The 24,086-nt window shown below is 68.4% G+C and carries 22 protein-coding genes and 1 pseudogene; 13 read left to right on the top strand and 10 right to left on the bottom strand.

From position 1 onward, the window contains the following. Positions 1-256: 256 nt before the first annotated feature. A pseudogene (locus ACH4RC_RS37575) lies at positions 257-1,027 on the top strand (transposase); the annotation flags it as partial. Between the two features lie 593 nt (positions 1,028-1,620). Here ACH4RC_RS37575 and ACH4RC_RS37570 read toward each other — a convergent pair. Together ACH4RC_RS37570 and ACH4RC_RS37565 are read right to left on the bottom strand one after the other, a co-directional pair. Further along, positions 1,621-3,150, bottom strand: coding sequence for a trypsin-like serine protease (locus tag ACH4RC_RS37570; RefSeq protein ID WP_398208850.1), 1,530 nt, complete (start codon positions 3,148-3,150; stop codon positions 1,621-1,623). 101 nt (positions 3,151-3,251) lie between these two features. After that, positions 3,252-3,680 (bottom strand): hypothetical protein, encoded by a 429-nt coding sequence (locus tag ACH4RC_RS37565; RefSeq protein ID WP_398208848.1) that lies wholly within the window; start codon positions 3,678-3,680, stop codon positions 3,252-3,254. Positions 3,681-4,320: 640 nt separating this feature from the next. On the opposite strand from ACH4RC_RS37565, the gene ACH4RC_RS37560 reads away from it, so the two are divergent. The 3 genes from ACH4RC_RS37560 to ACH4RC_RS37550 all read left to right on the top strand — a co-directional run bounded on the left by ACH4RC_RS37560 (position 4,321) and on the right by ACH4RC_RS37550 (position 9,076). Then, on the top strand, positions 4,321-7,941 hold the full coding sequence (locus ACH4RC_RS37560) for a DddA-like double-stranded DNA deaminase toxin (protein WP_398208846.1): 3,621 nt from the start codon (positions 4,321-4,323) through the stop codon (positions 7,939-7,941). Beyond that, positions 7,938-8,441 carry an Imm1 family immunity protein gene (locus tag ACH4RC_RS37555; RefSeq protein WP_398208845.1) on the top strand — a complete coding sequence of 168 codons (504 nt, stop codon included), beginning with the start codon at positions 7,938-7,940 and terminating at the stop codon, positions 8,439-8,441. The genes ACH4RC_RS37560 and ACH4RC_RS37555 overlap by 4 nt, the downstream gene beginning before the upstream one ends. Before the next feature lie 122 nt (positions 8,442-8,563). After that, positions 8,564-9,076: an Imm1 family immunity protein gene (locus ACH4RC_RS37550; RefSeq protein ID WP_398208843.1), complete on the top strand. Its 513-nt coding sequence runs from the start codon at positions 8,564-8,566 to the stop codon at positions 9,074-9,076. Positions 9,077-9,294: 218 nt separating this feature from the next. On the opposite strand, the gene ACH4RC_RS37545 is transcribed toward ACH4RC_RS37550, so the two are convergent. Then, on the bottom strand, positions 9,295-9,633 hold the full coding sequence (locus ACH4RC_RS37545; protein ID WP_398208841.1) for a hypothetical protein: 339 nt from the start codon (positions 9,631-9,633) through the stop codon (positions 9,295-9,297). Between the two features lie 203 nt (positions 9,634-9,836). Here ACH4RC_RS37545 and ACH4RC_RS37540 point away from each other — a divergent pair, with 203 nt between their 5' ends. The 4 genes from ACH4RC_RS37540 (at position 9,837) to ACH4RC_RS37525 (ending at position 12,962) form a co-directional block, all read left to right on the top strand. Then, a complete protein-coding gene (locus tag ACH4RC_RS37540; protein ID WP_398208839.1) occupies positions 9,837-10,898 on the top strand; it encodes a YaaC family protein in 1,062 nt (353 codons plus the stop codon). A 121-nt stretch (positions 10,899-11,019) separates the two neighbouring features. Then, positions 11,020-12,345: a hypothetical protein gene (locus ACH4RC_RS37535; protein WP_398208837.1), complete on the top strand. Its 1,326-nt coding sequence runs from the start codon at positions 11,020-11,022 to the stop codon at positions 12,343-12,345. Beyond that, complete coding sequence (locus ACH4RC_RS37530; protein WP_398208835.1) at positions 12,327-12,707, top strand: hypothetical protein; 381 nt, start codon at positions 12,327-12,329, stop codon at positions 12,705-12,707. The genes ACH4RC_RS37535 and ACH4RC_RS37530 overlap by 19 nt, the downstream gene beginning before the upstream one ends. 102 nt (positions 12,708-12,809) lie before the next feature. Further along, positions 12,810-12,962 carry a hypothetical protein gene (locus tag ACH4RC_RS37525; protein ID WP_398208833.1) on the top strand — a complete coding sequence of 51 codons (153 nt, stop codon included), beginning with the start codon at positions 12,810-12,812 and terminating at the stop codon, positions 12,960-12,962. Positions 12,963-13,268: 306 nt separating this feature from the next. Here ACH4RC_RS37525 and ACH4RC_RS37520 read toward each other — a convergent pair whose 3' ends face one another. Next, positions 13,269-13,442: a hypothetical protein gene (locus ACH4RC_RS37520; protein WP_398208831.1), complete on the bottom strand. Its 174-nt coding sequence runs from the start codon at positions 13,440-13,442 to the stop codon at positions 13,269-13,271. Between the two features lie 551 nt (positions 13,443-13,993). Between ACH4RC_RS37520 and ACH4RC_RS37515 the strand changes: the two genes are divergently transcribed. Next, the gene (locus ACH4RC_RS37515) at positions 13,994-14,392 is read left to right on the top strand and encodes an exonuclease domain-containing protein (protein WP_398208829.1); all 399 of its coding nucleotides are present in this window, start codon (positions 13,994-13,996) and stop codon (positions 14,390-14,392) included. Here the strand turns inward: ACH4RC_RS37515 and ACH4RC_RS37510 are convergent. Beyond that, positions 14,329-14,853 (bottom strand): DUF2399 domain-containing protein, encoded by a 525-nt coding sequence (locus tag ACH4RC_RS37510; protein WP_398208827.1) that lies wholly within the window; start codon positions 14,851-14,853, stop codon positions 14,329-14,331. The two genes, ACH4RC_RS37515 and ACH4RC_RS37510, sit on opposite strands and share 64 nt — an antisense overlap. A gap of 778 nt (positions 14,854-15,631) precedes the next feature. Between ACH4RC_RS37510 and ACH4RC_RS37505 the strand changes: the two genes are divergently transcribed. Next, complete coding sequence (locus ACH4RC_RS37505; RefSeq protein WP_398208825.1) at positions 15,632-15,859, top strand: hypothetical protein; 228 nt, start codon at positions 15,632-15,634, stop codon at positions 15,857-15,859. Positions 15,860-16,314: 455 nt separating this feature from the next. Here the strand turns inward: ACH4RC_RS37505 and ACH4RC_RS37500 are convergent, their stop codons facing one another. From ACH4RC_RS37500 to ACH4RC_RS37490, 3 genes are all read right to left on the bottom strand, one after another. Continuing rightward, positions 16,315-16,929, bottom strand: coding sequence for a hypothetical protein (locus ACH4RC_RS37500; RefSeq protein ID WP_398208823.1), 615 nt, complete (start codon positions 16,927-16,929; stop codon positions 16,315-16,317). A gap of 187 nt (positions 16,930-17,116) precedes the next feature. Further along, positions 17,117-17,515, bottom strand: a complete 399-nt coding sequence (locus ACH4RC_RS37495) for a DUF1648 domain-containing protein (protein WP_398208821.1) — start codon at positions 17,513-17,515, stop codon at positions 17,117-17,119. A 457-nt stretch (positions 17,516-17,972) separates the two neighbouring features. Then, positions 17,973-18,407, bottom strand: coding sequence for a peptidase inhibitor family I36 protein (locus tag ACH4RC_RS37490; protein ID WP_398208819.1), 435 nt, complete (start codon positions 18,405-18,407; stop codon positions 17,973-17,975). A gap of 187 nt (positions 18,408-18,594) precedes the next feature. On the opposite strand from ACH4RC_RS37490, the gene ACH4RC_RS37485 reads away from it, so the two are divergent. After that, positions 18,595-19,332: an HNH endonuclease family protein gene (locus tag ACH4RC_RS37485; protein ID WP_398208817.1), complete on the top strand. Its 738-nt coding sequence runs from the start codon at positions 18,595-18,597 to the stop codon at positions 19,330-19,332. A gap of 101 nt (positions 19,333-19,433) precedes the next feature. On the opposite strand, the gene ACH4RC_RS37480 is transcribed toward ACH4RC_RS37485, so the two are convergent. Continuing rightward, positions 19,434-19,781, bottom strand: coding sequence for an STAS domain-containing protein (locus tag ACH4RC_RS37480; RefSeq protein ID WP_398208815.1), 348 nt, complete (start codon positions 19,779-19,781; stop codon positions 19,434-19,436). A gap of 885 nt (positions 19,782-20,666) precedes the next feature. Between ACH4RC_RS37480 and ACH4RC_RS37475 the strand changes: the two genes are divergently transcribed. Then, positions 20,667-21,035, top strand: a complete 369-nt coding sequence (locus tag ACH4RC_RS37475) for an ANTAR domain-containing protein (RefSeq protein WP_398208813.1) — start codon at positions 20,667-20,669, stop codon at positions 21,033-21,035. Between the two features lie 1,526 nt (positions 21,036-22,561). Further along, positions 22,562-23,266, top strand: a complete 705-nt coding sequence (locus ACH4RC_RS37470; protein ID WP_398208811.1) for a hypothetical protein — start codon at positions 22,562-22,564, stop codon at positions 23,264-23,266. 378 nt (positions 23,267-23,644) lie between these two features. Here ACH4RC_RS37470 and ACH4RC_RS37465 read toward each other — a convergent pair whose 3' ends face one another. Further along, positions 23,645-24,022, bottom strand: a complete 378-nt coding sequence (locus tag ACH4RC_RS37465; RefSeq protein WP_398208809.1) for an STAS domain-containing protein — start codon at positions 24,020-24,022, stop codon at positions 23,645-23,647. Between the last annotated feature and the right edge of the window lie 64 nt (positions 24,023-24,086).

The following is a 24,086-nucleotide window of genomic DNA, read 5'->3' as shown; positions in this document are numbered from 1 at the left end:
CAGCCCCAACGAATACGAACGCCGACACCACGCCGCTAAACTCACGCTCGCCGCGTGATCAATAACCGCGTGCCCACCTTCATGGGGGAAGGCCCGGCCTCCGGTGCAGCACGAGGGTTGCGAAGCCAACTCGTGAATCCTGGAGGCCCTGTTGTCGCAGTTCTATGCTGTCTCGCCGGTCGCGTTCAACTCGTCCGCTCTGTCGTGTGACTGCATCGCGCACCGGTTCGGGAACGCGGCTGACCGTCCGAACAGGATGCGCAGGTATCCGTCGGACATGACGGACGAGGAGTGGGCGGTGGTGCGCGACGCGCTGCCCGTCCCGGCGTGGCCGGAGGGCCGGGGCGGACAGCCCGAGGGCTATTGCTACCGGCAGATGCTGGATACGGTCTTCTATGTCACGGACAACGGGATCAAGTGGCGTGCGATGCTGGCCGACTTCCCTGCGTGGGACCGCGTGTATGCCTATTTCCGCAGGTGGCGGGATCAGGGACTGGCTCAGGAGTTCCACGACCGGCTGCGCGGCAAGGTCCGTGGGAGCGAGGGCCGGGATGCGGAGCCGACCGCGGCTGTCATCGACTCACAGTCCGTCAAGGGCGCCGCCTCGGTGCCCGCCGCGACGCACGGCTATGACGGCGGGAAGAAGATCAATGGCAGGCGCCGGCACGTCATCACGGACACGCTCGGCCTGCTGCTGGTGGTGCTGGTGACCGCGGGCAACGTCACCGACCGGCAGGCCGCACGGCATCTGCTGCCCGAACTGCGGGCCCGGTTCCGGAGATCACGCTGGTGTGGGCCGACGGCGGATATCGCGGACGGCTGGCGACCTGGACGAAGGAAAAGCTGCAGCTCAGCCTGGAGATCGTGAAGCGCAGTGACGACATGACCGGGTTCGTGGTGTTGCCGAGACGGTGGGTGGTCGAGCGCACGCTGGGGTGGCTGATGCGCTCGCGGCGTCTGGTGCGGGACTTCGAGACGCTGCCCGCCGCCAGCGAGGCGTTCATCTACTTCTCGCAGGCCATGCTCATGAGCCGCCGCCTGGCCCGCCGGAGGCCGGTGCCGCCGACGGCCGGGCGGTCGCAGTGGACGGTCGCGGCGTGAACCGCCCGGTCGGCAACGCTTCCAGCCAGCCCCGCCCGGCCAGCCGCCTGGCCCTTGAGCGCACTCCCTCGACCTTCGCCGGCACCGCCTCAAGATCCAGCCGGACGGTCAGTTCCTTTGCCGAGATCCCTTCACCGCCAGCCGTCTCGTCCGTCACGAGCTCCACGATCCGCCGGTAGTCCGCCGCGAGCGCATCCCCGTTCATCCCCTCGTGCCACGGTGGCACGACGGAGCCCGCGACCGGAGCCGCCTGCGTCTTATGCCAGGGGATTCCGCCAGTGAAGACGGACGCGACCGGGGTGCGGGACGGCGGCAGGGGGCGCGCGCTCATCGCGCCTGCAGGGCCGGCCGGCGTGCGGCGTGGTGTTCATGCAGAACACGGCCGTCTGCCTGGCCGTACGCCCCACCTGGCTGGGCCCGGCACGACTGGTACGACGGCTGCGGCGCCGGTGACGCAGCCGCCACCCGGTGCGGCCGGCCCGCAAGCACGAGCGGACCGCACCGGGTGGGGGGATGGGGTCAGCCGATGGCGGGCCACATGGTGGTGCGGGCGGACAGCTTGCCCTTGCCGTCGCCGGGGTAGAGGTAGAGGCCGCCGGTGGAGTTGATGGCGGCGATGTCGGCCTTGCCGTCGCCGTTGTAGTCGCCGCCCATCATGACGGGGAAGCTGGCCCAGGACGGGTCGGGCCACATCTGGCCGAAGTAGTCGAACTTGCCCTGGGTGTTGCCGGTGTAGAGGCCGAGCGCGCCGTCCTGGCCGATGGCGGCGATGTCGTTGAGCTGGTCGCTGGTGAAGTCGTCGGAGGTGATGAGCTTCTTGTTCCAGGTGTCGTCGTGCCAGACCTCGGTGCGGGTGCCGTCCAGGGCGCCGGTAGTCCCGGTGGGGTAGGCGTACAGGCGTCCGGAGGGGGCGACGGTGACCAGGCCGTCCCGGGTCCAGCCCTTGGCGCGGTAGGTGGCGATGTTGGGGAAGGAGCCCCAGGAGTCGTCCTTCCACATGGCAATTGCTCCCGCCAGCGGCCCCGCGGTGGTGCCGGGGTAGAGGGAGAGGACGCCGTCGACGTTTATGGCGGCGATGTCGGCGTTGCCGTCGCCGTTGAAGTCACCGCCGAAGATGCGGCTCTTGCGGGCCCAGCTGCCGTCGTGCTTCCACAGCTCCCGCCCGTAGATGAGGGTGCCGCCGGCGGTGGTGTAGAAGGCGTGCAGGTTGCCGTCCGCGGTGATGGCGGCCACGTCGGGGCGGCCGTCACGGTTGAAGTCGGCGGTGGTCACCACGGTGGTGGCATCGGCGTGCATCGTCGCCAGCCGGTTCTTGGCCACCCAGCCCGCCAGGTCATCCACCCGGGCACCGATCGCGTCGGTACGCGTCTCCGCCGGGTCAGCGCCGAAGCAGCCGCCCTGCCAGGACCGCGAGTTGATGCCGACCAGCTCGAAGGAGTCGCCGTTGGTGGCGAGCTGGGGGCCGCCGGTGTCACCGGCGCACAGCGTGGCCCCGCCCGTGCCCGTCAGCGGCAGGTCGCTGGTGCTGGTGGCGCCGACGGTGAAGGCGCCGGTGTGTAGCTTCAGCGGCGACCACTCGCTCTTGGTGCGCCCGTAGCCGGCTGCGGTCACCGTGGTGCCGGCGGCCGGGGCCTGGGCGGCAATGTCGACCGGGGTGATGGTGGTGACCGGCTTGTCCAGGCGGGCCAGCGTCACATCACGGTCGGTGCGCGGCACCAACTGCGTCACCGTGCGGACCTGGCCGGCGGTGGTGGTCAGGTCGCTGCGGCCGATGGTGGCCTTGGTCGTCTTGGCCGGGGCTCCGGCAGCGGGCTTACCGTCGGCCGAGAAGCAGGTGGCGGAGGTGAGCAGCCACTGCGCGTCGACCAGGACGCCGGAGCAGGTGCGCTCGTTGTCGCCGATATCGATGCGGGCCGTGAATACGGCGGTTTGGGCGGTGGCTTCGGGCCCTACGAGGGCCTGGGCGGGCAGCGCAGTGGCGACACCGGCAGCGAGAGTGGTGGCGAGCAGGCTGCTCAGCAGCGCTGTCCGGGAAGTGATTCTGGGCACGGGAATACCGGATCCGATCAAACGTGTCAGAGGAACAAGAACGGGACAGCCGGGTGCCGGTGCTGTGCGTGCGGCGAGGGCCGGCTGGAGAGCGATGTGCGTCAGACGCGCAGTTCGATGAGCGTGCTGGGGTTCACCTCTGCGCCGGACTCGCCGTAGCCCGTGAAGTCGTTGGGCTTAGCGGTGATGACGGTGGTGGTGCCGTCCGTTTCCTTCAGCGTCGTCTTGACCGGGTCGTCACCGGTCCAGATGCCGTACGCCTTGGGGAGTTCCATGGTGAGGAAGGCGGGCTTCGCAGTGACACGGAAGCAGTAGTCGGAGTTCCCGGTACGGGAGAGGATGGTGATGGTTTGTGCGCCATCACACGGGACCATGATGAGGCGCCCGTTGCCGCGCTTCAGCACGACGCCATCAGTCTCGGCTGCGATCCGGTCGGCGCCTGGGTAGTTGAAGTCCTCGACCAGACTGGGCATTGCACCGGCGTCGGCCTCTGTGGCGGTGGCGGTGTCATTGTCGACCGCGTGCGCCACACCCAGAGTTGTAGCGGTTACGGCAAGCGCAGATGCCAGGCCGACTATCAGAGCCTTGAGGGGGCGGGGTATCGCCATGTTGAGCCTTTCGGGGAGTGATGGCGGCATTCGACGCACCATCAGAACCCGGCAGAGTCAACCACATTGCAGATCTTGTCAGGAATTCGCTTCTCAGTGATCCATGCCTCAGAAATAGTCGACCTCCGGCATGCAACCTTTCACGACCTGGAGAGTCTGTGAAGCTCGTGAGTTGAGTATCAAAAGCCACAAAAGCCGCATAGCTTACGCATAGTGATCCGGAAAGCGGCTTTCGTGCCGTTCCTGACGATCTTGAGGGAGTTATTTGGGGCTGCCACCTTTACGTCATCTTCACGGTCGGTGTCGGGATCCAGGAAGCCCGACGAGCTACCGCTCTCACCGGTTCCAATTACTCCTTGCATGCATATGATCAATCGTCTTTTGCCTTGCGCGAGTTGTGCATGAGCAATGCCTGTTCCTCGGTACCGGCACAGACGAAGCCCACCCTGCACGGACGGTCTTCTTCCCTGCCCGGCCCCTGGAACCGGCGATCATTGACCGCGAGTTGAGAGGGCTGCCGGTGAGACGGCGCAGATCCTCCCGGAACTTCCTTCCGGGAGCCATGAATACATCTTCGGGACGGGCACGGCTGCTGCAAGCAGCCCTGGCCGTCGGCCTGGTGACAGGGCTACTGGGCACACCAACGGTCGCTGCCGCCGACGACGGCGCACTGTCCGCAGGCGTGCGCGCCCAGATCGTTACCTACTGGGAAACCGGCGGGCCTGGTCTGAAGGAGGCAGCGGAACAGGCACTCCTCGGCAATGATGCAGCCGTCCAGAAATTCCTGGACGAGGCCCCGGACATTGCGTTCGACGACAACCGTGTCGAGACAGCCCGACTGGCGATGATTGGCGGCCCCGGCCTGCAGCAGGCAGCCAAGGAGGCCCTGCTCACATCCCCGGACGAGTTGGAGACGTTCCTCCTCTACGGCTACGAGGAGCCGCTGGATGAGGACCGCAAGGTCGAGATCGCCCGGTTGACCAACCTCGGCGGCCCCGGCGTGCAGGAGGCAGCCAAAGCCGCTCTGCTGGGCACCTTCGACGACCGCGAGCAATTCCTCGACTCGGGCCAGTACACCGCCCAGCAGCAGGACAACCGCGTTGAGGTCGCCCGGCTAACCAACACCGGCGGCCCGAACGTGCAAGCCGCCGCCAAGATCGCACTGCGCGGCACCGCCTACGACATCGCCGAGTTCCTGGAGGTCGGCCAGTTCATCGCCCGTAACCGGGACCAGGAACACGCCTCGATCGAACAACTGATCGAGCAGGCCCGACTGTCCGGCAAGCAGGCAGCAGACGCAACCAAGAAGGCCGAGGACGCCTCCAAGAAGGCCGTCGAAGCCTCCGCTCTGGCCAAGCAAGCCGCAGAAAAGGCCGCCAAGGAAACCGAGGCAGCCAAGGACGACTCTAAGAAGGCCGCCGTCAGGGCCGCGCAGGCCGCTGACGCCGCGCGAGGCGCCGCCGAAGCGGCCCAGGAAGCCATCGGCGCGGCCGATGCCGCCAGCGCCGCCGCTCGCCGCGCCTCCATCGCTGCCGCTCAGACGGCCTCTGCCGCCGCCTCCGCCGCGGACGCAGCGAACAAGGCCCACAGCGCGGCAATCGCCGCGGCCAAGGACGCGGGCAGCGCCGAGGACGCAAAGAAGTCCGCGCAGCAGGCCCGAGCCGCGGCCAAGGCGGCCACCGACTCTGGTATCGCCGCCGGCGAGGCGGGCAAGGCCTCCGCCGCGGCCGCGCTCGCCTCCACTGCGGCCAAGGGCGCCGTTGGCAACGCCCTTGCGGCGGCAGCTGCCGCGGAGCAGGCCAACGACTATGCGGATGCCGCGGGCGTGCACTCGAACGAGGCCCGTCAGGCGGCCCTCGCCGCTCGCCGCAGCGCCGACATCGCCGACCGTGCAGCTGACCGCTCCGCGGCCCTGGCCACCCGGGCCGCCACCGCCGCTTACGGCGCCCGTGACGCAGCCAACTCGGCTGCTGAACATGCGAACAAAGCCGCCGACTTCGCCGAGGACGCCGCCGAACACGCCGGCGATTCGGAGAGGTACGCCGAGACCGCCCAGAAGAACGCCGAGGCCGCCAGGGACGCGGCAGACGATGCAACGACCGCGGTCGCCACGGCCAAGAAGACCTTTGCTCTCGCCCGGGAGACCGAGAGCGCGGACCTGGAAACCCGCACCGAAGCCGCCGTCGAGCAGGCCCGCGCGCAAAAGCAGGCCTCTGACGACGTCATTCGCGAATCCGCCGCCACCCAGCTCAAGGCCCTGTCCCTGAACACGACGGCCAACAAACTGGCCGAACAGGCCGGTCGCCCCGACGCCGACGTCCAGGCACTCGCCGCCCAGGGCCGTGAACTGGCCCTGCAAGCCCTGACCCTGCTCGGTCCCTGGCACCAGGAAGCCGCCGCCCGCGCCCTGGGCGGAACCGACCAGGACGTCCTGGACTACCTGCGCACCCGCTGGAAGGAAGCAAACGACAACGACGCGCGCCAGCACGTTGTCGAACTGAGCACCCAAAGCCCCTACGACAGCGTCCGCACCGCCGCCGTCGAAGCCCTCAAGGGCACCCCCGAGCAGATCGCCACCTTCTACACCACCGGCCAGTACGAGGCCGGACTCGTCGACATGAAGGTCGAGGTCGCCCGGCTGGCCACCATCGGCGGGCCCAGCGTCAGCGACGGCGCTAAAGCCGCCCTCGCCGACGGCACCGGCAAGGCCCTCGCCACCTTCCTGCGCAACAACCAGTACGGCGCCCGCCTCACCGACGAAAAGGTCATCACCGCCGAACGGGCCACCAACGCAGGCCCCGAGGTCAAGGCCGCAGCCAAGATCGCCCTCGCCGGCACACCGAACCAGATCCACGACTTCGTCGCCGCCGGCCAGTACATCGCCCAGAGCGAAGACGACCTCGCCACCACCCACATCCACCAGATGGAACGCCTTTTGGCAGAAGGCAACCTGATCCAGGCCAAGGCCCACCAGAACGCCTGGCGCGCCACCGAAGCCGCGGCCACCGCCCGACAGGCCGCCGACGAGGCCAAGAACGCCTCGGAAAAGGCCGGCAAGTCGGCGGAGGTTGCAAAAACTTACGCCGATGACGCTGATGCGTCGGCGGACGACGCCGAGCAAAGCGCCGCGCAGGCTGCTATATCGGCCACTACCGCACGCAACGCTGCCGACCGGGCCGACGCCGACGCCAGCGCGGCGGAGACATCTGCGGCCAATGCCGAGTTCTCGGCTACCTACGCACGGGATTCGGCACGCAGGGCCGACCAGGATGCAGCGGCAGCCGCGCAGTCGGCCATCGACGCCGGCAAGAGTGAAGACGAAGCCGACGCGGCAGCCGCCGCGGCCTGGAAGCACACCCAGACTCTTGCCGAGCAGGAGATGGAGGAGGCTCGCAAACAGGCCGAGGAAGCCAGCAAGGGGGGCGAACGCAAAAAGACCTGCGTCCGGCCCTTCTGGATGCCGATCGTGCCCTGCCAGGTACTCATCGGGCGTATCGTCGAGAAAATTACGCAGCCTGAAACGATCAGAACGATCGTCTGGGAAGTCACGGGCCTGTCAGATATTCAGGCCTGTGTCGAGGATCCGACGCTTGGCATGTGCACCATGGCCGTCGCCAGCGTAGTCGGGGGCAAGTTCAAACTTCTCGGCAAGATCGACGACGGCATCGACGCCATCAAGGGACTTCGGGCTGCCCGCAAGAGCGTCGGATGCCTGACGGGTGGAGCGAGCCGACGTTCCTTCGCAAGTAGTGCAGCCGCGTGCCCCCAATGGGTCAACAAGCTTTTCGACGACCTGAAGAGTAAGTGGCTCACTACTGGCGCAATCCGTGATGCAGACGGAAAGAGACTGCCCAACCTTCCCGATCGCATTGCAAGCGGACGAGACGCCGACAGCGCTGCCGTTACCAAATACCTGAAGGAGATCGGGTACGGAGACCCGCGGCAGACCAATTTCTGGGCCGAGACTCACACCGAAACGAAAATCGCTTATTGGATGATGATGGGTGACGTGAAGGAAGCTACCGTCGTCATCAACAACAATAAGGGCGTGTGCAAGGGGACAGACTCCTGCAGTAAGCTGGTGGAAGCGATTCTGCCCGAGGGTTCCGTGATGCACGTGTATCATCCCGGAAAGAAGGGGGAAACGGAGATCGTAGGTAGAGGACCGGGGAGGAAAGAATGATCGTCGAACTTTGGGTAGACGGTGAGATGCGTCGCGTGTCGACGCAAGAGGACGCAGAGAAAGCGATCAACGAGGCCCTGACCGCGATTCACCCGGATGATGAAGTGGAAGCAGGAATCGAACCGAATTCGATTGCGACTCTCCACGTCTACAATGTCGCCGAAGAGACGAACCTTCCGGAGCGCCCCGAGAACTCACTGACGATCGGGGTGAACCGACGTACAGGCTTCGGCGGCATGACCTGGTGGGGCGAAGAAATCCCGGAGGACCCCACGCAATTTCACTGGGTAAGTGCAACTGACTCTCCACCCGAACTCGATCCCCGCGTGATTGCCGACCCTTGGCATCCACTGTGGTACGGGAAGTACAACTGCATCCCCATGAAAAAGGTAGAAATGGCCGTGGCGGAATTCTGGCGCAGCGGAGGGAAAAGGCCCACGATCGTAAACTGGGAGCCAAGCACGGCAAACGGCGAGAGCCTTTTGACAAGGGATAGCTGATAGGGAAGTTAGTGGCTCCGCGGATATTATTCCGTGGAGCCGCTTACTGTCTTGATGATGAAAGAATCATTGCCGCTGTCGCGAAAAACCGGTGGGGCTCGACGGAAAGAGGGGCGAGATGAATGGCACTGAAAGTGCTTCAAGAAAAACCCCTGTACCTAATGGCGGCGGACACTTTGCGCGATTATCTCGACACAGTGTTTTCGGCTGACGGCCCGTTGGTATCGTACGTCAACACCTCTTTCCAATTGGTCCCGGATGTGGTGGACGACGGGATCTCGGGCACCGCAAGTTCAGTGCCGGATAACGTTCTCTCGGTTGGGCTAGATCATAAATCGGGATACGGGGGAATCCTCTGGTACTGCGATCTCGGGCTCGTCGACAAAGTCATCGAAAAAAATGGTGCTGACGTCGCTAACTCCGTCTGGGTCTCACTGAATCCGAAGCCTCCGGTCACGGACCCGAAGGTGTTGTCCGACCCGTGGACTCCCTACTTCTTCGATCGCGTCAGTGTCTTGCCTGTGTCTGTTATCCGGGCGACGATCGAAGACTACTTCCGCGAGGGGACGGGTTTTCGCCCAACGCGTGTGCAGTGGGCTAAAGGGCATTTCACTGGCGAGCTGTTCCACGACTAAGTCGCTCAGATTTGCCCTAGCTTGGCAGTTCTTCGACCGAGGTAGGTGGCTCTGCGTAAGCTCTACAGAGCCACCCATCTCAGGCGTGAAGTCTTTGCCCGAGAGCGCGTAGCCGAGTACCTGCGGACGGCACGGCTGGGGCAGTTGTACGAGCGGCCCGCCGTCCGGACCGAAAGTCCAGCAATGCGGACGGAGCGGCTGCCTGGCCTCGCCGCGCGTCAGCTCGCCAGACGCGTGCAGGCGGCAGCGTTCGACGCGGAGACCGGCCGCCTGGACGTCTTTCCCGACGCTCCGGCCGTCGGCACGAAGCTGCGCTGGAGCGCCCCGAAGCTGATCGCGGCGGCCGTTGAGAGAGTGCCGGGGGCGAACGTCTGTGCCCTGCACGTCTTGGCGCCCGCACCCGTGAAGACCGGCCCCACCACGGCCGCCGCCTTGGTTCCGGCCGCGCCCGCCTTGCCCGCCGTCCACGTGGAGCGCAGGCCGCCGCCGGACGGATGCCGGCGCGCAATCGGGGCGCACCGCCAGGCCGCGCCGCCGTCCCGGGGGGAGTTGGGCATCGCCGCGGCGGTGGAGCGGCAGGATCGCGCGATGCGTGAGGTCGGACCGAGTGGTGCATTGCGGACGGCCAGGTGAGCCGTCGCTCTCCTTGATCGGCAATACCTGTGCAGTCTCGGGGGTCTGTCGTCTACTGTCGGCTGACCACGCGCGCGGTGGTTCGCGCGTGCCTGGAGTGCAACCTGGCCTTGTCGGGGAGGGACTCATGGTGACGTGGCGCGACTTGTCGCTGCCTGGCAGCAGGGAAGTCTGGAGGGAGCTTCGGGCCCTCCGGGCTGGCATCACCGGGCCGGCTCAGGCATCGGGACAGCGGCGTGCTGTTTTCGTCGCTGCTCTCGAGCAGGCCGAGCAGTTCACGCAGGCCGCCAGCGCGGCGGGCCCGGCAACCAGACCGGTGCAGGTCTTCTACGCGCTCTCCCAGTTCGGCCGTGCCCTCGCCGCGTGCTCGGGGCGGCTGGGCGACGGTGACTGGGCGTCAAAGGGGCATGGCATCGGCACCCGGAACCTCGATGCACGGCAGGGCCTTGCACTGGTCGAAGTAGTGCCGTCGGCCAGAGGCTTGCTGACGACAGTGGCTCGTGCGCTGGGAGCAGAGCCTTTGCCACCGCAGGTTCCCCTGACGCTGGGTCAGCTGTGGCCGCTCATTCCAGAGACCGAGCTTGCCCCGCTACCCGGGGCCATGGGCCTTCCAGCCCTGCACTTCGTTCTGGGTGGCACGATCTTGCGGGACAGTGCCTTGTGGAGCCGCCTGTCGCTCTATCCTGTTCCAACCGAAATTAGGGTGCGAGCAGATACCGGTACCAAAGTTGTCGACGACTTTCTTCGCAACTATCCGACGCTCGATGGCTGGTCCCATACACCTGATGTTGCCGAGACGGTGCTCTGGCGTGAGCGCGGCAACGGAGCCGCCGAGGAACTCGAGGTGTTCCTGCCCACGCCATTCACATCTCAGGACCTGGGAGATAGCGAGGCAGAGGCGCTGCAGCGGGCGACGCTCTATCGCAGTTCCAAGGACGCCTACGCCTTCCCCGCACTGCCTGGCATGGCGGGGCCTGTCCATCCCTTGCTGGCCTGGTGGGCGCTGTTGTTCGGGCTGTCGATACTCGCCCGCTACGAGCCGGCAGCATGGGCGAAAATCATCGACATTGACCGCTCGGTGTCGGCCAGTGCAGTCGAGCACGTTTTGGACCAGGCGCTCGTCGCTGTGCCGCATGTCGCCTTGCTGACGATCAAAGACGCGGCCGCAGAGCAGGTTGCGGGCGGCTGATACAAGGCTGGCTCGGCCGCGCAGAGCAGGGCCGTCGCCCCGGTCAGATCAGCCAACCAGGGAGCGGGGTATGCCAGCAACGCGGGCCGATCGCTGACGCGCATCGAGGGAAGGCAGCACAGTGGCAATCGAATGGGACGCAATCGGCCAGCCGCGATTCGACCGGGTCGTGGAGGCTCTTGTACACCGCCTCTATGACGCCACCGCGACGGTACACGCGGTCAACGGCCGCGGCGGAGACGGCGGCATCGACATCGACGTGCGTCAGGGCAGCAGACTGCGCATCTACCAGTTGAAGTACTACCTCGACGGCTTTCCTACCAGCGGCCGCGGCCGCCGGTCATCGATCAAGAAATCATTCGAGCGCGCGATAGACCATGACCCCTACGAGTGGGTTCTCGTCGTGCCGTGCACGCTCAGTACGGGAGAGCGCGAGTTCGTCGACAGTCTGGCCGGAGACCGGCCCGTACAGATCAAGATCATGGGCCGTACGGAACTCGACGACCGGCTCGCTGTGCACAGCGACCTCGAAGCCAGCTTCACCAGGGAGCACTTGTACGAGTACGCCAGGACCTACAACCGGGAACGCGATCTTCTGATGGGCGGCACCGCCGACCTCAGCGCCCGAGTGCATGCCCTCGGCGGTGTCGTCGACGACGTTGACCCCCACTGGACGTTGGACTTCGCCCGGCAAGGCGACACCGTGATCCAAACGCTGCGTGCCAAGCACCCCCGGGCCCAACAGGTCAGCCCCGTCACCATCCGGCTCAAGGGACGCACCCAGGCTTTGGACGCTGACCTGTCCACCTTGCTCGAGCGCACCATCGGCTTTGGCGCGGCCGAGGAACTGGTGCTGCCGCCCGAGGCCGTCGAGCAGTTGTCCATCACCGGGCCCGAATGGCTGTCCCAACAGCTCAGCAACGTACGCGTGATCTGGCGGCGCGAGCCTCGTGACATTCCCGCCGGCACCGAAGCCGAAGTGGCCTTCCTGACAGAGCCCGGGACCGTGGCAGCCTCCTACCGCGGCACGCTTACCGACATCGGTCAGGGAGATACCGGCCGCTGCCTTGTCCTCGACGTCGACGGGGCGAGCCTGCAACTGCTGATGCCGCACGACCAGGACGCCGCCTCCCAACTGAACTACTCCCTGAGTATCGCCGGCAAGGACACGGGCACGGCTTTGCGCGCCATCGGCCTCTACAAGCGCCTGCTCGGCGGCGGCTCATTCCAGATCAGCGTCGACGGGCACACCGTGGGCAGGGGACTCCGTCCAGCAGCGATGCCCCAGCAGACTGGCAAGACCTCGAGCGCATCCGTGAGATCGTCCTCGACTTGGAGTACGTCCAGCGGCACTGCGAGCAGTTCTTCCCGGTACCTGCAGAGTTCACCGCCCGCGAACGAGTCCTTCTGCGGCTGGCCCGCCGACTCGTGGACGGCCAGTGCATAATCAACCCCTTCACCCGAGCCCTGCGCCTCACCCTCAACGGGACGGGCGCGGACATGCTGCGCCGCCTGCTGGAAGGCGGACAGGTACACGCGACTCGTGCCGACTGCCCCGTTCCGATCGCCGGACACACCTTCGATCTGGGACCCACACGGATATTCCACCCCCACATCACCATCGACGACGCCGCCCAAGCACTCGCCGCAATCGACACCGGCGACTTCGCCGGTCTGGAACTCACTCTGCGCCCGGTGCAGGAGCAGCACTATCGCCTCGTCCTCGACGACGCCCTCCAAACTATGCCGCCCCACCAGCCCGTACAGCCCGCGCCCTTCGCCCTGGACGGCTACCACGAGCCCGCCTAACCGAGAGCAGACCGCCCGCCATCGCGGCAGCGGCAGCGAGGTCGGCTATGCCCGTACTTTCACCGACATCCGGCTGACGTACGAGTTCGTCAGCGTCAACCCGTGAAAACCGTCACCGCCTTGGCAGCGATGAGCCCCGGCAGCGCCTTCAAAGCGCTGCCGGGGCCAAGCGTCACCGGCTCAGGCAGGGAGCAGCAGCCCGGCTGCACGACCTTCTGCGACCGCCGCGGCCACCATAAAGACGACCTCAAATGACTTCCGCATTCTGCTCATAAAACTCTCCCTTCGTCCGCCGTTGGCATTCCCTGACATCGTGTTACCTAGGGTCAGAGCCACGTATCGCAGCACCAAGGCGACCGAAACGAGCGCGAGGAAGGATGCAAGGGGAGTCGAACCCCAAACTCCTGCCCCTAGTCTCAACCGGTGACGCAGGAGAAGTATCAGCGAACTTGGTTGCTACGGCAAGTAGTTAGCGGAGGCACCTGATGGACCCGCATCAAGCAAGCAGGGACGAAGCTCACGACGAGACGCTCGCCCGTCCCTGCCCGCTTGAGGAGGCCGTCAGTGCCGTCCCTGGAACCAGACGATCAGCAGGCTGATGGCGCTGGAGCCGAGGCTGTACGAGGCTCCGCGGACCATCTGCATCTGAACGGTGCGCCGGTGTTTTCGGGCCCATGTCCGCAGGCGCCGCGCGAGGCGGGACCGGCCGGGTCCGGGGTTGCTAGTCTTCTTCATGTCACCTCCTGCCTGTGAGCGTGGATGGGGGCCGCTGAGAGAGCCCTTCCGACGAATGGCCTAGGAACCGAGTCGGGAACGCAGGGCTCTCTTTGCGTTGTGGGGGAGTGTAGGAAACTTCAGCGGCACGCGAGCTGAGGCAAGGTTGCGCTGTCTCAGGAAACGCCCAGTCCAAGCACGCTGATGCACACTCTGGGCACACCTATGCGACACCCGTGCCACACCTACGCACGTGCTTGTGTCCTTCCCCACATGCCGCGAACTGGCTGTTACTGCGGTGGACTTGAGACACCGTAAGCCCGGAACCTAGAACCCGATTGAGTTAGTTGCGGGTCTCGGCCAAAGCTCTAAATGCCGCAGGTTGCCGACTCGTAGGGGCGCCCTCCGTGAAGACAGCGTCTTGCTCTTTCCCGCTGTTTCTCGCTCTTTTCCGCTGTTTCTCTGCGTTGCTCCGGGTTGCTCGGGGTCGCAGACGTCCCCGCCTTCGGAATTGGCCTGAACTCACCTTCACCGCTGCACCTGCCCCCGGAGCGCCAGCGGGCCGCACGGTGATGAACGAACTGCTCGATCCGCGCAGGCCGATCACGGCGGCGGCCAGTGCGCTGCACGGCATCACCCATGCGGATATCGCCCATGCCCCCTGCATCGGCGATGTGCTGCCGCGCCTGGCCAGCATTCTGGACGGCAGGCGGTGCGTCGCCTACAACGCCGCCTTCGATCGTGGTGTTCTCGCCCGGGAATTGCTGCGCCAGGGTGCCTCCGCCTCGTCGGCGGGGTCTGTGCTGGACCGGGTGCGCTGGGAGGACGCGATGGGGCCGGCGGCGGTGGCCGCAGGACTGTGGTCGGTGGACGGTTCTCGGTATCACCGGCAGCGGCTGGGCGGCGCCTACGACGCGGTGGACAAGTGCCGTTTGCTGCTGCAGCAGTTGCACCGCCTTGCCTGGGCATGAGCTGCCGGTCGGAGCGTTGCCGGAGTGCAGGGGGAGGTCACGGGTGTTGCGGGCGGCGGGACCTTGGCTGAGGCGGCGGCTGGCCGGGCGGCCGGGTGAGTGCGGCCCGGCTTGCCAGGAGGCGGGGATCCGCAGCGGAGGTCGGCGAGGAGATCTTCGATCAGCGCCTCTTCGTAGGCGGGCCGGCCGGTGTCGCGCATCACGGTGGCAAGCAGAGGGGCCCAGGGGGTGTCGCCGAGGCGGTCGGGGTCCAGGCTGTCTGGTTCGAAGGGTGCCGGGTGCAGGGCGGCGATGTAGTCGGAGGCTGTCATCCGCCAGGGCCGGGCGTGGGGGACGGCGGTGAGGACGGCGCGGACGAGGGCGAGGCCGCCGCCGTCGAAGTCGGCCCGCGCCGCGATGCGCCACCCGGCCGCCGCCAGACGCTGAAGGGCCTGGAGAGTCGTGCGGGATGGCGTGCCCACGGTGCACAGCAGCCATACGGGTCAGCCGCGGGCGGCCGGACCAGAGCAGCGGGAGGGGCCGGTGCCGGTCGGCGGCGGCCCGTCAGGTTCCCTGCGGCGAGAGGCGCCGCTGCCCGGTGCTGTCCGCATGCGGCGGCTTCCGAAACCGGTCGCCAACGCCACATTCAGCTGTGCCGTCCTGGGTGCCGGGCGCACGCCGGTGCACCGTCTCGACACCTACTCCCCGCGCAGCCATGGGTCGTATCGAGGCGAGGCCGCGTGGCGTGGCCGATCTGCGGCTGCTGAAACCGCTAGCGTCCCGAGCGTGACACAGACGAGAGGACACCGGCGCTGCTTCTGCGGGTGCGGCGAGCACGCAGAGACGGGCAGATGGTTCACGGCCGGCCACGATGTCACTGCGGCCGCAGCCTTGCGCGCTGTGGAGGAACTGTGCCTGCCGCACCAACTCATGTCACTGGGGTTCGGCCCCGAGCGGTCGGTGGTGCAGCTGGCCGCCGAGCTGACGAACGGGGTGCCCTGCCCCGCGTGCGCATACGCCCATACGCCGGCTCCCCACACCTGCACCGCCGGCCACCCGGCCGCACCTGGACCCGAGCTGGAGCAAGCGCGGAATCCGGCGCCACCAGCCCCCGCTACAGCGTCGCTAGCCGAGTCCGGGGCCGCCCAGGGCCGATGGCTGCCGCAGGCGGAGGACCCGACATGGGAAACGGTGCCCCTGCACCTGCACCAACGGCTGCGGGGACCCGCACACCAGCTCCTCTCACCACTCCAGGGGCCGTTGGCCCAGCGGGACAACCGACAACTGCTGCGCGCGGTCCGGTCGGCCAGCCGGATGCGGATGACCGGCGCGCACTGGATCCTGCTGCTGACCACTGACCGTGCGTCTTTCGGCAGCCGGCGCAGCCAGCGTGCGCAGGCGCTGTACGCGGTGCTGGAGCAGGTAGCGGCTCAGCACGCGGTGCACTCCGCGGCGAGCGTGCCCGCCGCCATGAACACCGGGAGCTGAATCCTGGTCCCGTCTTTCTGGTGGGCTGGGGCGGATAGATCCCCTCTACGGCGTCTCTCCCCGGCGTCGATGCGGACGGTGGAGCCGGCCAGGTGGACCGGCCGAACTCACGAGGTGGTGGCGGCCGCCGTTCCGGCCCTCACTGGCACCCTGCCCGGTGTGACGTCTCACCCCCGTGTCACCCACGCTTCTCACTTTGATGTTCCGTACGCCGCTGGTGGAGATGCCCGGGGCTCAACATCGAGTGAGAACTCTGGGTGACACCGGATGAGAACTGTTAGCGCTCTGGAATGAGATGTCTACAGGGGGCACCTGCCTGAGCTGCGCGTTCAGTCTTCCTGAGCCAAGACCCCCACACGCGTGGGGCTGTCTCCAGCCCTCGTGACCAGGCGGAGCTCGGATCACCCCACACGTGTGGGACTCCTGCTCGGTTGGCTGCCCGAGCACGCCGCAGGTCAGATGTCGTCGGCGTCGGCGTCGGCGTCGGAGACAGCGAGGAGACGGGTGTACTGGCCTGGGCAGTGCAGGGTCGCCAGCGAGGGCTGGGGAGCGTTGGCCCAGGGCCACGGCTCGTGTGGCGGTGTGGGGATGGGTTGTTCGCCGTCGTCGCCGTCCCATAGCCGCCCGTACGGGTCGGGGATGAGACCCCAGCCCCAGTACGGCAGCGGTTTGTCGGGCACGATGCCGACCTCCCTGTCCAGGTCGACCGGCCGCTCGGCGACCCGGCAGGCGTGCCGCCAGTTATCCCCTAGGTCAAATACGTACCCGAACTCCGTGCCCGGCTGCAGCACGTCCCCGATGCGCACGTGATCGGCGTCGAGCTCCATGGCAGGGTCCTGGATCTCGGCGTAGCGGTGCTCGGTGGCGCGTTTGCCGATGGCGGGGAAGTCGAACTCGTGCAGGTGACTGCGGTCCCAGCGGGCGAAGGCGTCGTCGATGGCCTCGGCCAGGACGTGCAGGGTATGCAGCGTGGAGACGGCGAAGATGCGGCCGGGGCGCGGCCACAGTTCACCGGCCATCCCGCCGCCCAGCAACTCCACCCGCACACTCCACCACTCACCCTCTGTCATAGGAACGAGTGTGGCGTACCCGGTCATACTCCCGCCGGTGAACGGACAGGAAGCACCCCGCCCACCGCACGGGCCCATGATCACGTGCTGCCGTCACCGATGACGTCACCGAGCGCGACCAGCCCTCGGCCCCGCTCTGTGCAACGCCCTTGATCCCCTTCCCGCCGGCCAGACGGGGGGACCGGGATCACCGCTTTCGGTCGCTCACGGCCGCAAGGACCGTCATCACGGTGCCGGCGAGGAGCGGCACAGTCATCGCGGTGAGGAGCCAGGCGGGCACGTGCGCATCCGGCGTCGAGCGCCAGAGTATTGCGCAGCCCATGAGGAGCGAGATGCCGATGCAGGTGTTGAGCAGCAGCAGGGCGCGTGCGATGCGGCGCGCTGAGGCCCGGCTGCCGGGTCTGTTCATCAGGGACGATGCTGCCCGGGTGGAGGGGAACGCTGCGGCTTTGGCGTGCGGTAATGCATCGCGTGGGGTCAGCCGCAGTGTCAGCTCCGCGCCGCTGACCGTCAACGCCGTCACTCCCGTGTACAGGAAGACCAGTACGAACGCGGCGCCGATCGACTTGTCCGTCCAGGCGTCCACTCCTTCGGTTCCGATGTGCTGTGGTATCCGTCCCGGCAGGTGGGGGTAGCGGAGCGCACCCCCACAGCGGCAACACGACGAGCAGGACGGCATTGGGAAGCAACCACAGCCGGAGGGAGGAAGAACAGAGCATCATAGGAGCGATCATCCGATGACCGCCCGGGGTTGGAAAGGGCTCCCAGCACGGGTGGCCGCCCAGCAGGCGGACCGTCAGGTGAGGGCCTGGCATGGTGCCGCGGTGTCGCGTGCTGGGGGTGCGCCCGCGAGGTCTCGCCGCCCGGCCGGACGGTCATCGTCCTGTCCGGGTCTGCTGTCCGAACACAACGTGCCCGTCGGCCGCGCTGAAGACCAACAGGGCGCCCGCGCCAGTCGCGAGCAGTCGGCGCCACTACGCGGCTCGCCCAGGGGCATTGTGAGCAGGCGGCCGGGAGCTGTACTGGCCAGGTCGGGGGCTGTGTCAGGCGCCGCAGGGGGTGTCGTTGTTGTGCAGGCTGTGGGTGGTGTCGTTGAGCTGGTAGGAGCGCAGGTCGCCGATGGTGCCGCCTTCGCGGCCGACGCAGACGTGCCGGCCGAAGTAGTTGTCCTTCTGGTAGACGCGCGCGGTGCGGCCGCTGTTGTTGATGACCGAGCTGCCCTTGCCGCGGATGTAGTCCGGCAGGTGCCGTACCGAGCCGTCGACGGCTCGTTTGACGTAGGGCTGGCCGCCGAAGTCGATCTCGGGGTAGATGCAGACGAACCCGCGTGCGCAGCTGATCTGGTCCCGGGCCGTGGCGGGGGCGCCCGCTGTGGTGGTGGCGTGGGCGGGTGCGAGGCCGGTCAGTGCTGCGGCCAGGAGGGTCGGGACGGCGGCGGCAAGCAGCCTGCCCGTGCCCGTGCGATGCGGAAGTCTCATGGCCACGGCCTGTCCTGACGAAACGGTTCGCTATTCAGCTCGCCGCCGTGGTTCATCCAGATGAGTGGCGTGTGCAGCTCGCTGCCGGCTGGGTGCGACGTTTCTGCAGTGAACCGGGGCGGCCGTGCGAGTGACACGCCTGCCCGCAGCCTTTTCGATGGTGCGCGGGTGCCGGTACAAGACGAGCGTGATCAAGAAACTGCGTCTTGGGCCCGCTCTCGCGCTCGCCGTCCTCGCCACACCCGCCCCGCCCGCCTCCGCCTCCGTCGCCGCGGGGCCGGCGGCCTCGCATCCCTCCACGTCCTCTGCCCCAGCCCAACCGGCGGGCAGCGGCGCTTCGGGCGCGCGGGTGCCGCTGCCGCTGCTCGCCGCGGTCGGCCGGCTCCCGGTCGCCGCCGAGCACCGCGAGGGCTACCAGCGGAAGCTGTACAAGCACTGGAACAGGGGCCTGGACGCGAAAGACGGGTGTAACACCCGCAAGGAAGTCATCCTGGCGGAAGCTGTGCAGGCGCCGGAGGTGGCGGCGGGCTGCAAGCTGTCGGGCGGTACCTGGCGCAGTGCCTACGACGGCCTCACGGTGACCGACGCCGCCCGCCTCGATGTCGACCACTTCGTCCCGCTGGCGGAGGTGTACGACTCCGAGCAGACGCCGTGGAGCACCGTGCGGCGTGAGGCCTACGCCAACGATCAGGACAGCCCGGACACGCTGATCGCGGTCTCGGCCGCCTCGAACCGGGCCAAGGCGGACAAGGACCCGGCCCAGTGGCTGCCCACCGACCCCTCCTACTACTGCACCTACGCGGCGACCTGGGTCGCCACGAAACTGCGCTGGGCTTTGGCCGTCGACGACGCCGAACTGCAGGCATTGCGCGAGCTTGCCGGGCAGTGCCCCACCACGACGGTCGTCTATAAGCCGGCTCCGTAGCCGACGCGCGGGCCCGTGCCAGACAGTGCGCCCCCGCAGGTTCCGTCTTTCCGTTGACGCTGCCTCGCACCGGCCTGGGCTGCGTGCGGTCCGGGTGCGCGCTAGTGGCCCAGGGTGTCAGGCGGGGGTGGGCCGGGGTCGTCCAGGAGGTAGGTGGTGCCGGTGATCTCCAGGACGCGGCGTACGGCCCGGGTGGCGGCGATCAGCCGCAGGCGGCCGCCGGCCGCGGCGGCCTGGCGGTGGTGGCGGGTGAGGAGATTGATGCCGGTGGAGTCGATGAACGTCACATGGCCCAGGTCCAGTTCGCACGTCTGGGCGGTCAGCGGGATCAGGACGGGCTCCAGGCGGGGGGCGGTGGCGATGTCGAGTTCCCCGCGCAGGTGCAGCAGGACTGTGTCGCCGGTGTCGACGGTCTGAATCTGAAGGCCCGGCGGGAAGGGGGTGCCCACGATTTTTGGGTGACCTTCCTGTGGGGCGGCGGCGGGGCCGGCGGACAGCAGAGGGCGCAGGACCGGGCAGGAGCCGACCGGGTGCCCCGGGCCCGCCTTCACCCCGCCGGCGTCGGTGAAGGGCCCGGCCCGCACTGCCGAGGAGCGGTGCCGGGCTGGCACCTGAGCTGTCTCCCAGGGAGGGGGCGGAGGCTCGCTCGCTGCAGTCAACGCCCGGCCGATCAGCAGGTCACGCACGGCCCGCACCTCCTCACCCGCCACCCCCGCAGCGCACACCATTCCTCCGCAATCACGCGCGGGCGGACACCGCTCGCCCCGACTCGACTGACCGCCTGTCTCGGCGGCCTCCGGATTGCGGGGCGCGCGTGTCCGGCACGGGCCGGTGCGGCATAACCGCCTCACCGAACCCGACCCCCCGCGGCAGACAACTGCGCCCCTGGCGCCGCGAACCTCCTGCTGGTGCAGCACCAGGCCGGGCAGAGCCACTTCGAGCCCGCCCGCCAGGCACACACCAGAGACCGCCGAGGAGCCGACCGCCCATGACGCGCTCGCGGCCGGCCGCCTTCGCAGGCAGATGACGGCGTGCGGAACGCAGAACGACTCCGAAAACGCAGGACCATCTCCGAATTGGAGGGGATCGCGATTGTCGCCGCAGGGCCTTGCGGGATGTCTGTGCGGCAGAGGGGGAGTGCGGGCACGGTGTGCGGCGCGCAGCCGGGGCACGAACCACGAACCCTTCCGGGTGTGCCGTGCGTCCACGGATAGCTTGGCGGCGGAAGTCGAGATAGAGGGAGGGCTTGCGGACGCCTCAAGGCAGCAAGGCCGTGCTGGCAGACTGGCGCTATGCCCCCCAGGGCCCCGGAGGCAGCCGTGCAGTCAGATCACATGCAGCAGCCCGCCCGCCCCGGCCCCGCAGATCTCGATGCGCGGGTGGCCGCGCTGGAAAGAGAAGTCGCGCAGCTGAAGGAAGCGGTCGTCTCCCATGCGGACGTGGACCGGGCGGTCGGTGTCCTGGTCGGCGTCGCTCACCTTTCGCCCGTCTGTGCGTTCGAGGTGCTGCGCCAGGTGTCGCAGCGGACGAACGTCAAGCTGCGGCGTGTGGCGATCCTGATTGTGCGGTGGGCCCAGAGCGGCGTCCTGCCCGCCAAGGTGCGCCTCGAGCTGAACCGGCAACTGTGCGCCCGCAGTGACGCCTGGGGGCCCGGGGCCGGCCGCGGGCACGGCACGCCGCCCGCGTCACCGACCGGTCGCTGAGCAAAGCGGCACGCGACGTCAAATCGACGCAAGTCAACGGCCCGTTGCCCGGACAGCCCGCGCACGGTGGTGGGAACCTGTCCCTATCCCCGGCCGCGTGAAGCGGCCCGGGGCCCGCGCGCAGCGACGCTTGCTCTCTTCGCCTGCTGCGCATGGGAGGCGCCCTCTGGATGGACGCGAGGCTGCGGGAGCCGTCTCGCTGGAGGTGTCGCACCCAGAGGGCCAGTGCTGGAGCCGTGTTGTCGGCGATACGGCTCCAGCCGTCTTAACAGACACGGTTCAGGGTCCGGGAACCTCAAAGGCGGCGGCGTCATCAAGCCAGCCATCCCGTCTGCGCCGATCGTAGAGCGCCACCACGAACAGCGGAAGGTACGCAGCCGCACGCTGCCGCATCGTCGACGAGCTCCGAAGCGGTGAGGGCAGGGGCCCGGCATTCTCCTCGCAGGGGCGAGTCCTCGCCGGAAGACCCGCCCCTGGACGCACCCGGTCAGGGTGCGTCGCCGCGCTCAACGAGCCGTGACCCGGCGCAGGTTGCGCTTCCGTCAACGCGATGCATCCGGGGAAACCGGGCACCCCACCTGCCTTTCCATGCGCAGGCCGCCGATGGATGCAGCCGAGTAGAAAGACCAGCCCTGGGCGGCGACAGGGAGCGGGGTGAAAAGGTGCAAAAGGCCACTTGATGGCCGGGCGGGCGTGCATCAGTCTGCGCACGGCGCTCCGCTTCGGCCTCGCGACTGCGCCCATTCGTGGACCGAGACTGCGGCGCCGCGCTGCCCGTGCTGCGGGGTGGCCCGGTGGCCGGCACCGGTAGGACGGGGGCATGCACGACGCTCCTCGGCGGATGATGCCCGCCGGGTTTCCCGGTTCCACCCCTTGATCAGGGCATACATCGAGGCGGTATGCCGACCCGTCCAGGGCCTTCGTCCCCCGACGCGACCTTTGTGGGGCAAGGAGGCCAGGGCCGACCGTCCGGCCGGCCGGGCTGGAAGGCGCCGTCCCGCCACGCGCGTGGTGCGGTGCTGCCCAGTCGACGGACTTTGAAGGAGGCCTCGTGACCATGCCCATCATCACCCGCCCCCAGATATGCAGCAGCGGCTCCGGGCCGGGCAGCACGTTCTCGCTCGCCCGGCGGCGGCCTGAGGTGGGCGCGGCCGGATGCGGCCGTGTCGCGGTGTGCACGGTGCGGCGCACGCCGCACCACCGGCCGTCCGGCCGCGGATACCGGCCCGTCCCGCAAAGGCGCTGCCCCGCCGCCGCGTACGGGGCGGGCGCGTTGCGCACGCGGGGAAGCTGCCAAGCGAGCGGCTGTCCGCCCGGCACTGTCGCGGCCGCTCGCGCGCCGGCTGGGGTCGGCGCCGGCATGCAGTGTGACCAGTGCGGGCAAATCTTCGGCGCCGCATTAGGCCCGTCCACGACGCTGGCGTGGACGTGTCCCGCCTGCCTCCACCTCGGCCGGTAGAACGTCACACCCCGCGGCCAGCCTCTCTACGGTGCGTGACCGGCGCCCATCGGGGCACCCGTGGCCGATGGGTCATGCACGGGTGGTGCGGGTGATGGAGCGGGCTGCGGCGGGCGACGAGGCGGGCCTGCCCAACCGGCTGTGCCACGCACTGAGTCAGAGCCTGGGGGCGGACGGGGCGTCGATGTCACTGCTGACGCACACCGAGGCGCGCCAGGTCCTGTGCGCCGACGGCCGGGAGGCGCTGCGCCTGGAGGAGCTGCAGTTCGAGTCGGGGGAGGGGCCGTGCATGGCGGCCTCCGTCTCCGGAACCCCGGTGGTGTGCCTGGACCCCGGCGAGTATCTGAGCGTGTGGCCCGTCTTCGGCTCCCGCCTGCGCGAGGAGCTCCCGCAGGTGGCGCTGATTCTCGCGCTGCCGCTCGCCCCGGCCGGGACCAGCAAGCCGATCGGTGCGGTGGACCTGTGGCGCCGCACCCCCTGGCAGCACGGCGAGGACCCGCTGCCCCGGGCCCTGACGGCCATCCAGACGGTGACCGACATCCTGCTGGAGCGCGCCGTGCGGCACTTCGGCGGCAGTGAGCCGCTGCCCTGGGAGCCGGCCGAGATGATCGACGCTTACTGGGGCCGGGCCCGCCGCGCGGCCGGGCAGCTGGCCGCGCGCCGCGGCATCGGCATTCCGGACGCGCTGGCCTTGCTGCGGGCCCGCGCGTTCGCCACCGGCCGCCCGCTGCCGCAGGTCTGCACCGACCTCTTCGACGAGCCGGACGGATAGCGCCGCCCGGGCAGCCGGCCGGACACCAGGCGAGCCGGGCACGAGGCCACGGGGCGGGGCGGTCCGGCCGACCCGGGAGGACGAGGTGCGGGCGTGCGGAAGAACCCCCATGCAGGGTCCGGGCATGGAGGCTCCCCATACCTACCTGTCGCCCCGCAACCGCTGCCCGGATGCACCGAGTTGCGGGTCGGCAGGCCCGCGATGCGGGGATCCGGCATCCGCGGGGCACTGCGCGCCATGTCGTGGCGGTGAGCGGCGGAGCCCGACGGCGGGGCGGCCCGCGGGCGAGGTGGAACGGCTGACCCGGCCCGGACCGCTGCGCACGAAAGGGCCCGGGCCGGGCACCGCTGAACTTTTGAGTGCGCTACGGCGGTGGGGTCAGGCGTTCAGGGCATGGGCGACGGTGGGGTGCAGGCTGATGACCTGGTCCAGGCCGACGAGCTGGAGGGTGCGCAGGACCGGCTCGGGGGCGGCGGTCAGCCGCAGCCACCCGTCCTGCTGACCGGCCCGCCGGTGCATGATCAGGAAAAGGTTGATGCCGGTGGAGTCCATAAAGGTGAGCTGTTCCAGGTCGCACACGATGCGGCACAGGCTCGGATCCGCCGCCTCGAGGGCGCGGTGCAGGGCGGATTGGCCGGTGTGGTCGGGTGTGCCCGCCAGGCCGAGGACGAGGACACCCTCTTGGACGCGGGCGGTGACAGCCAGTCCGTCCGGCTCGGACGGCCCCGCGGGTCCCGCCGTGTTCTGTGGTGTCATGCGCGGATGCTCCCACACCGCCGCCCTGCTCCGGAGGTCCGCCGGTAACCGGTCAACTCCCGCC

This window comes from Streptomyces sp. NPDC016845 (assembly GCF_044332585.1).
Lineage (GTDB): Bacteria > Actinomycetota > Actinomycetes > Streptomycetales > Streptomycetaceae > Streptomyces.
This window is presented reverse-complemented; position numbering and strand designations above follow the sequence as displayed.

Bases quoted from the DNA above. Each gene is read 5' to 3' on its own strand.
- ACH4RC_RS37545 (WP_398208841.1), bottom strand. From the start codon at position 9,633: ATGCCCAACTCCCCCCGGGACGGCGGCGCGGCCTGGCGGTGCGCCCCG.
- ACH4RC_RS37490 (WP_398208819.1), bottom strand. From the start codon at position 18,407: ATGAGACTTCCGCATCGCACGGGCACGGGCAGGCTGCTTGCCGCCGCC.
- ACH4RC_RS37550 (WP_398208843.1), top strand. From the start codon at position 8,564: ATGGCACTGAAAGTGCTTCAAGAAAAACCCCTGTACCTAATGGCGGCG.
- ACH4RC_RS37465 (WP_398208809.1), bottom strand. From the start codon at position 24,022: ATGACACCACAGAACACGGCGGGACCCGCGGGGCCGTCCGAGCCGGAC.
- ACH4RC_RS37515 (WP_398208829.1), top strand. From the start codon at position 13,994: ATGAACGAACTGCTCGATCCGCGCAGGCCGATCACGGCGGCGGCCAGT.
- ACH4RC_RS37540 (WP_398208839.1), top strand. From the start codon at position 9,837: ATGGTGACGTGGCGCGACTTGTCGCTGCCTGGCAGCAGGGAAGTCTGG.
- ACH4RC_RS37520 (WP_398208831.1), bottom strand. From the start codon at position 13,442: ATGAAGAAGACTAGCAACCCCGGACCCGGCCGGTCCCGCCTCGCGCGG.
- ACH4RC_RS37555 (WP_398208845.1), top strand. From the start codon at position 7,938: ATGATCGTCGAACTTTGGGTAGACGGTGAGATGCGTCGCGTGTCGACG.
- ACH4RC_RS37470 (WP_398208811.1), top strand. From the start codon at position 22,562: ATGGGTCATGCACGGGTGGTGCGGGTGATGGAGCGGGCTGCGGCGGGC.
- ACH4RC_RS37475 (WP_398208813.1), top strand. From the start codon at position 20,667: ATGCAGCAGCCCGCCCGCCCCGGCCCCGCAGATCTCGATGCGCGGGTG.
- ACH4RC_RS37500 (WP_398208823.1), bottom strand. From the start codon at position 16,929: ATGACAGAGGGTGAGTGGTGGAGTGTGCGGGTGGAGTTGCTGGGCGGC.
- ACH4RC_RS37560 (WP_398208846.1), top strand. From the start codon at position 4,321: ATGAATACATCTTCGGGACGGGCACGGCTGCTGCAAGCAGCCCTGGCC.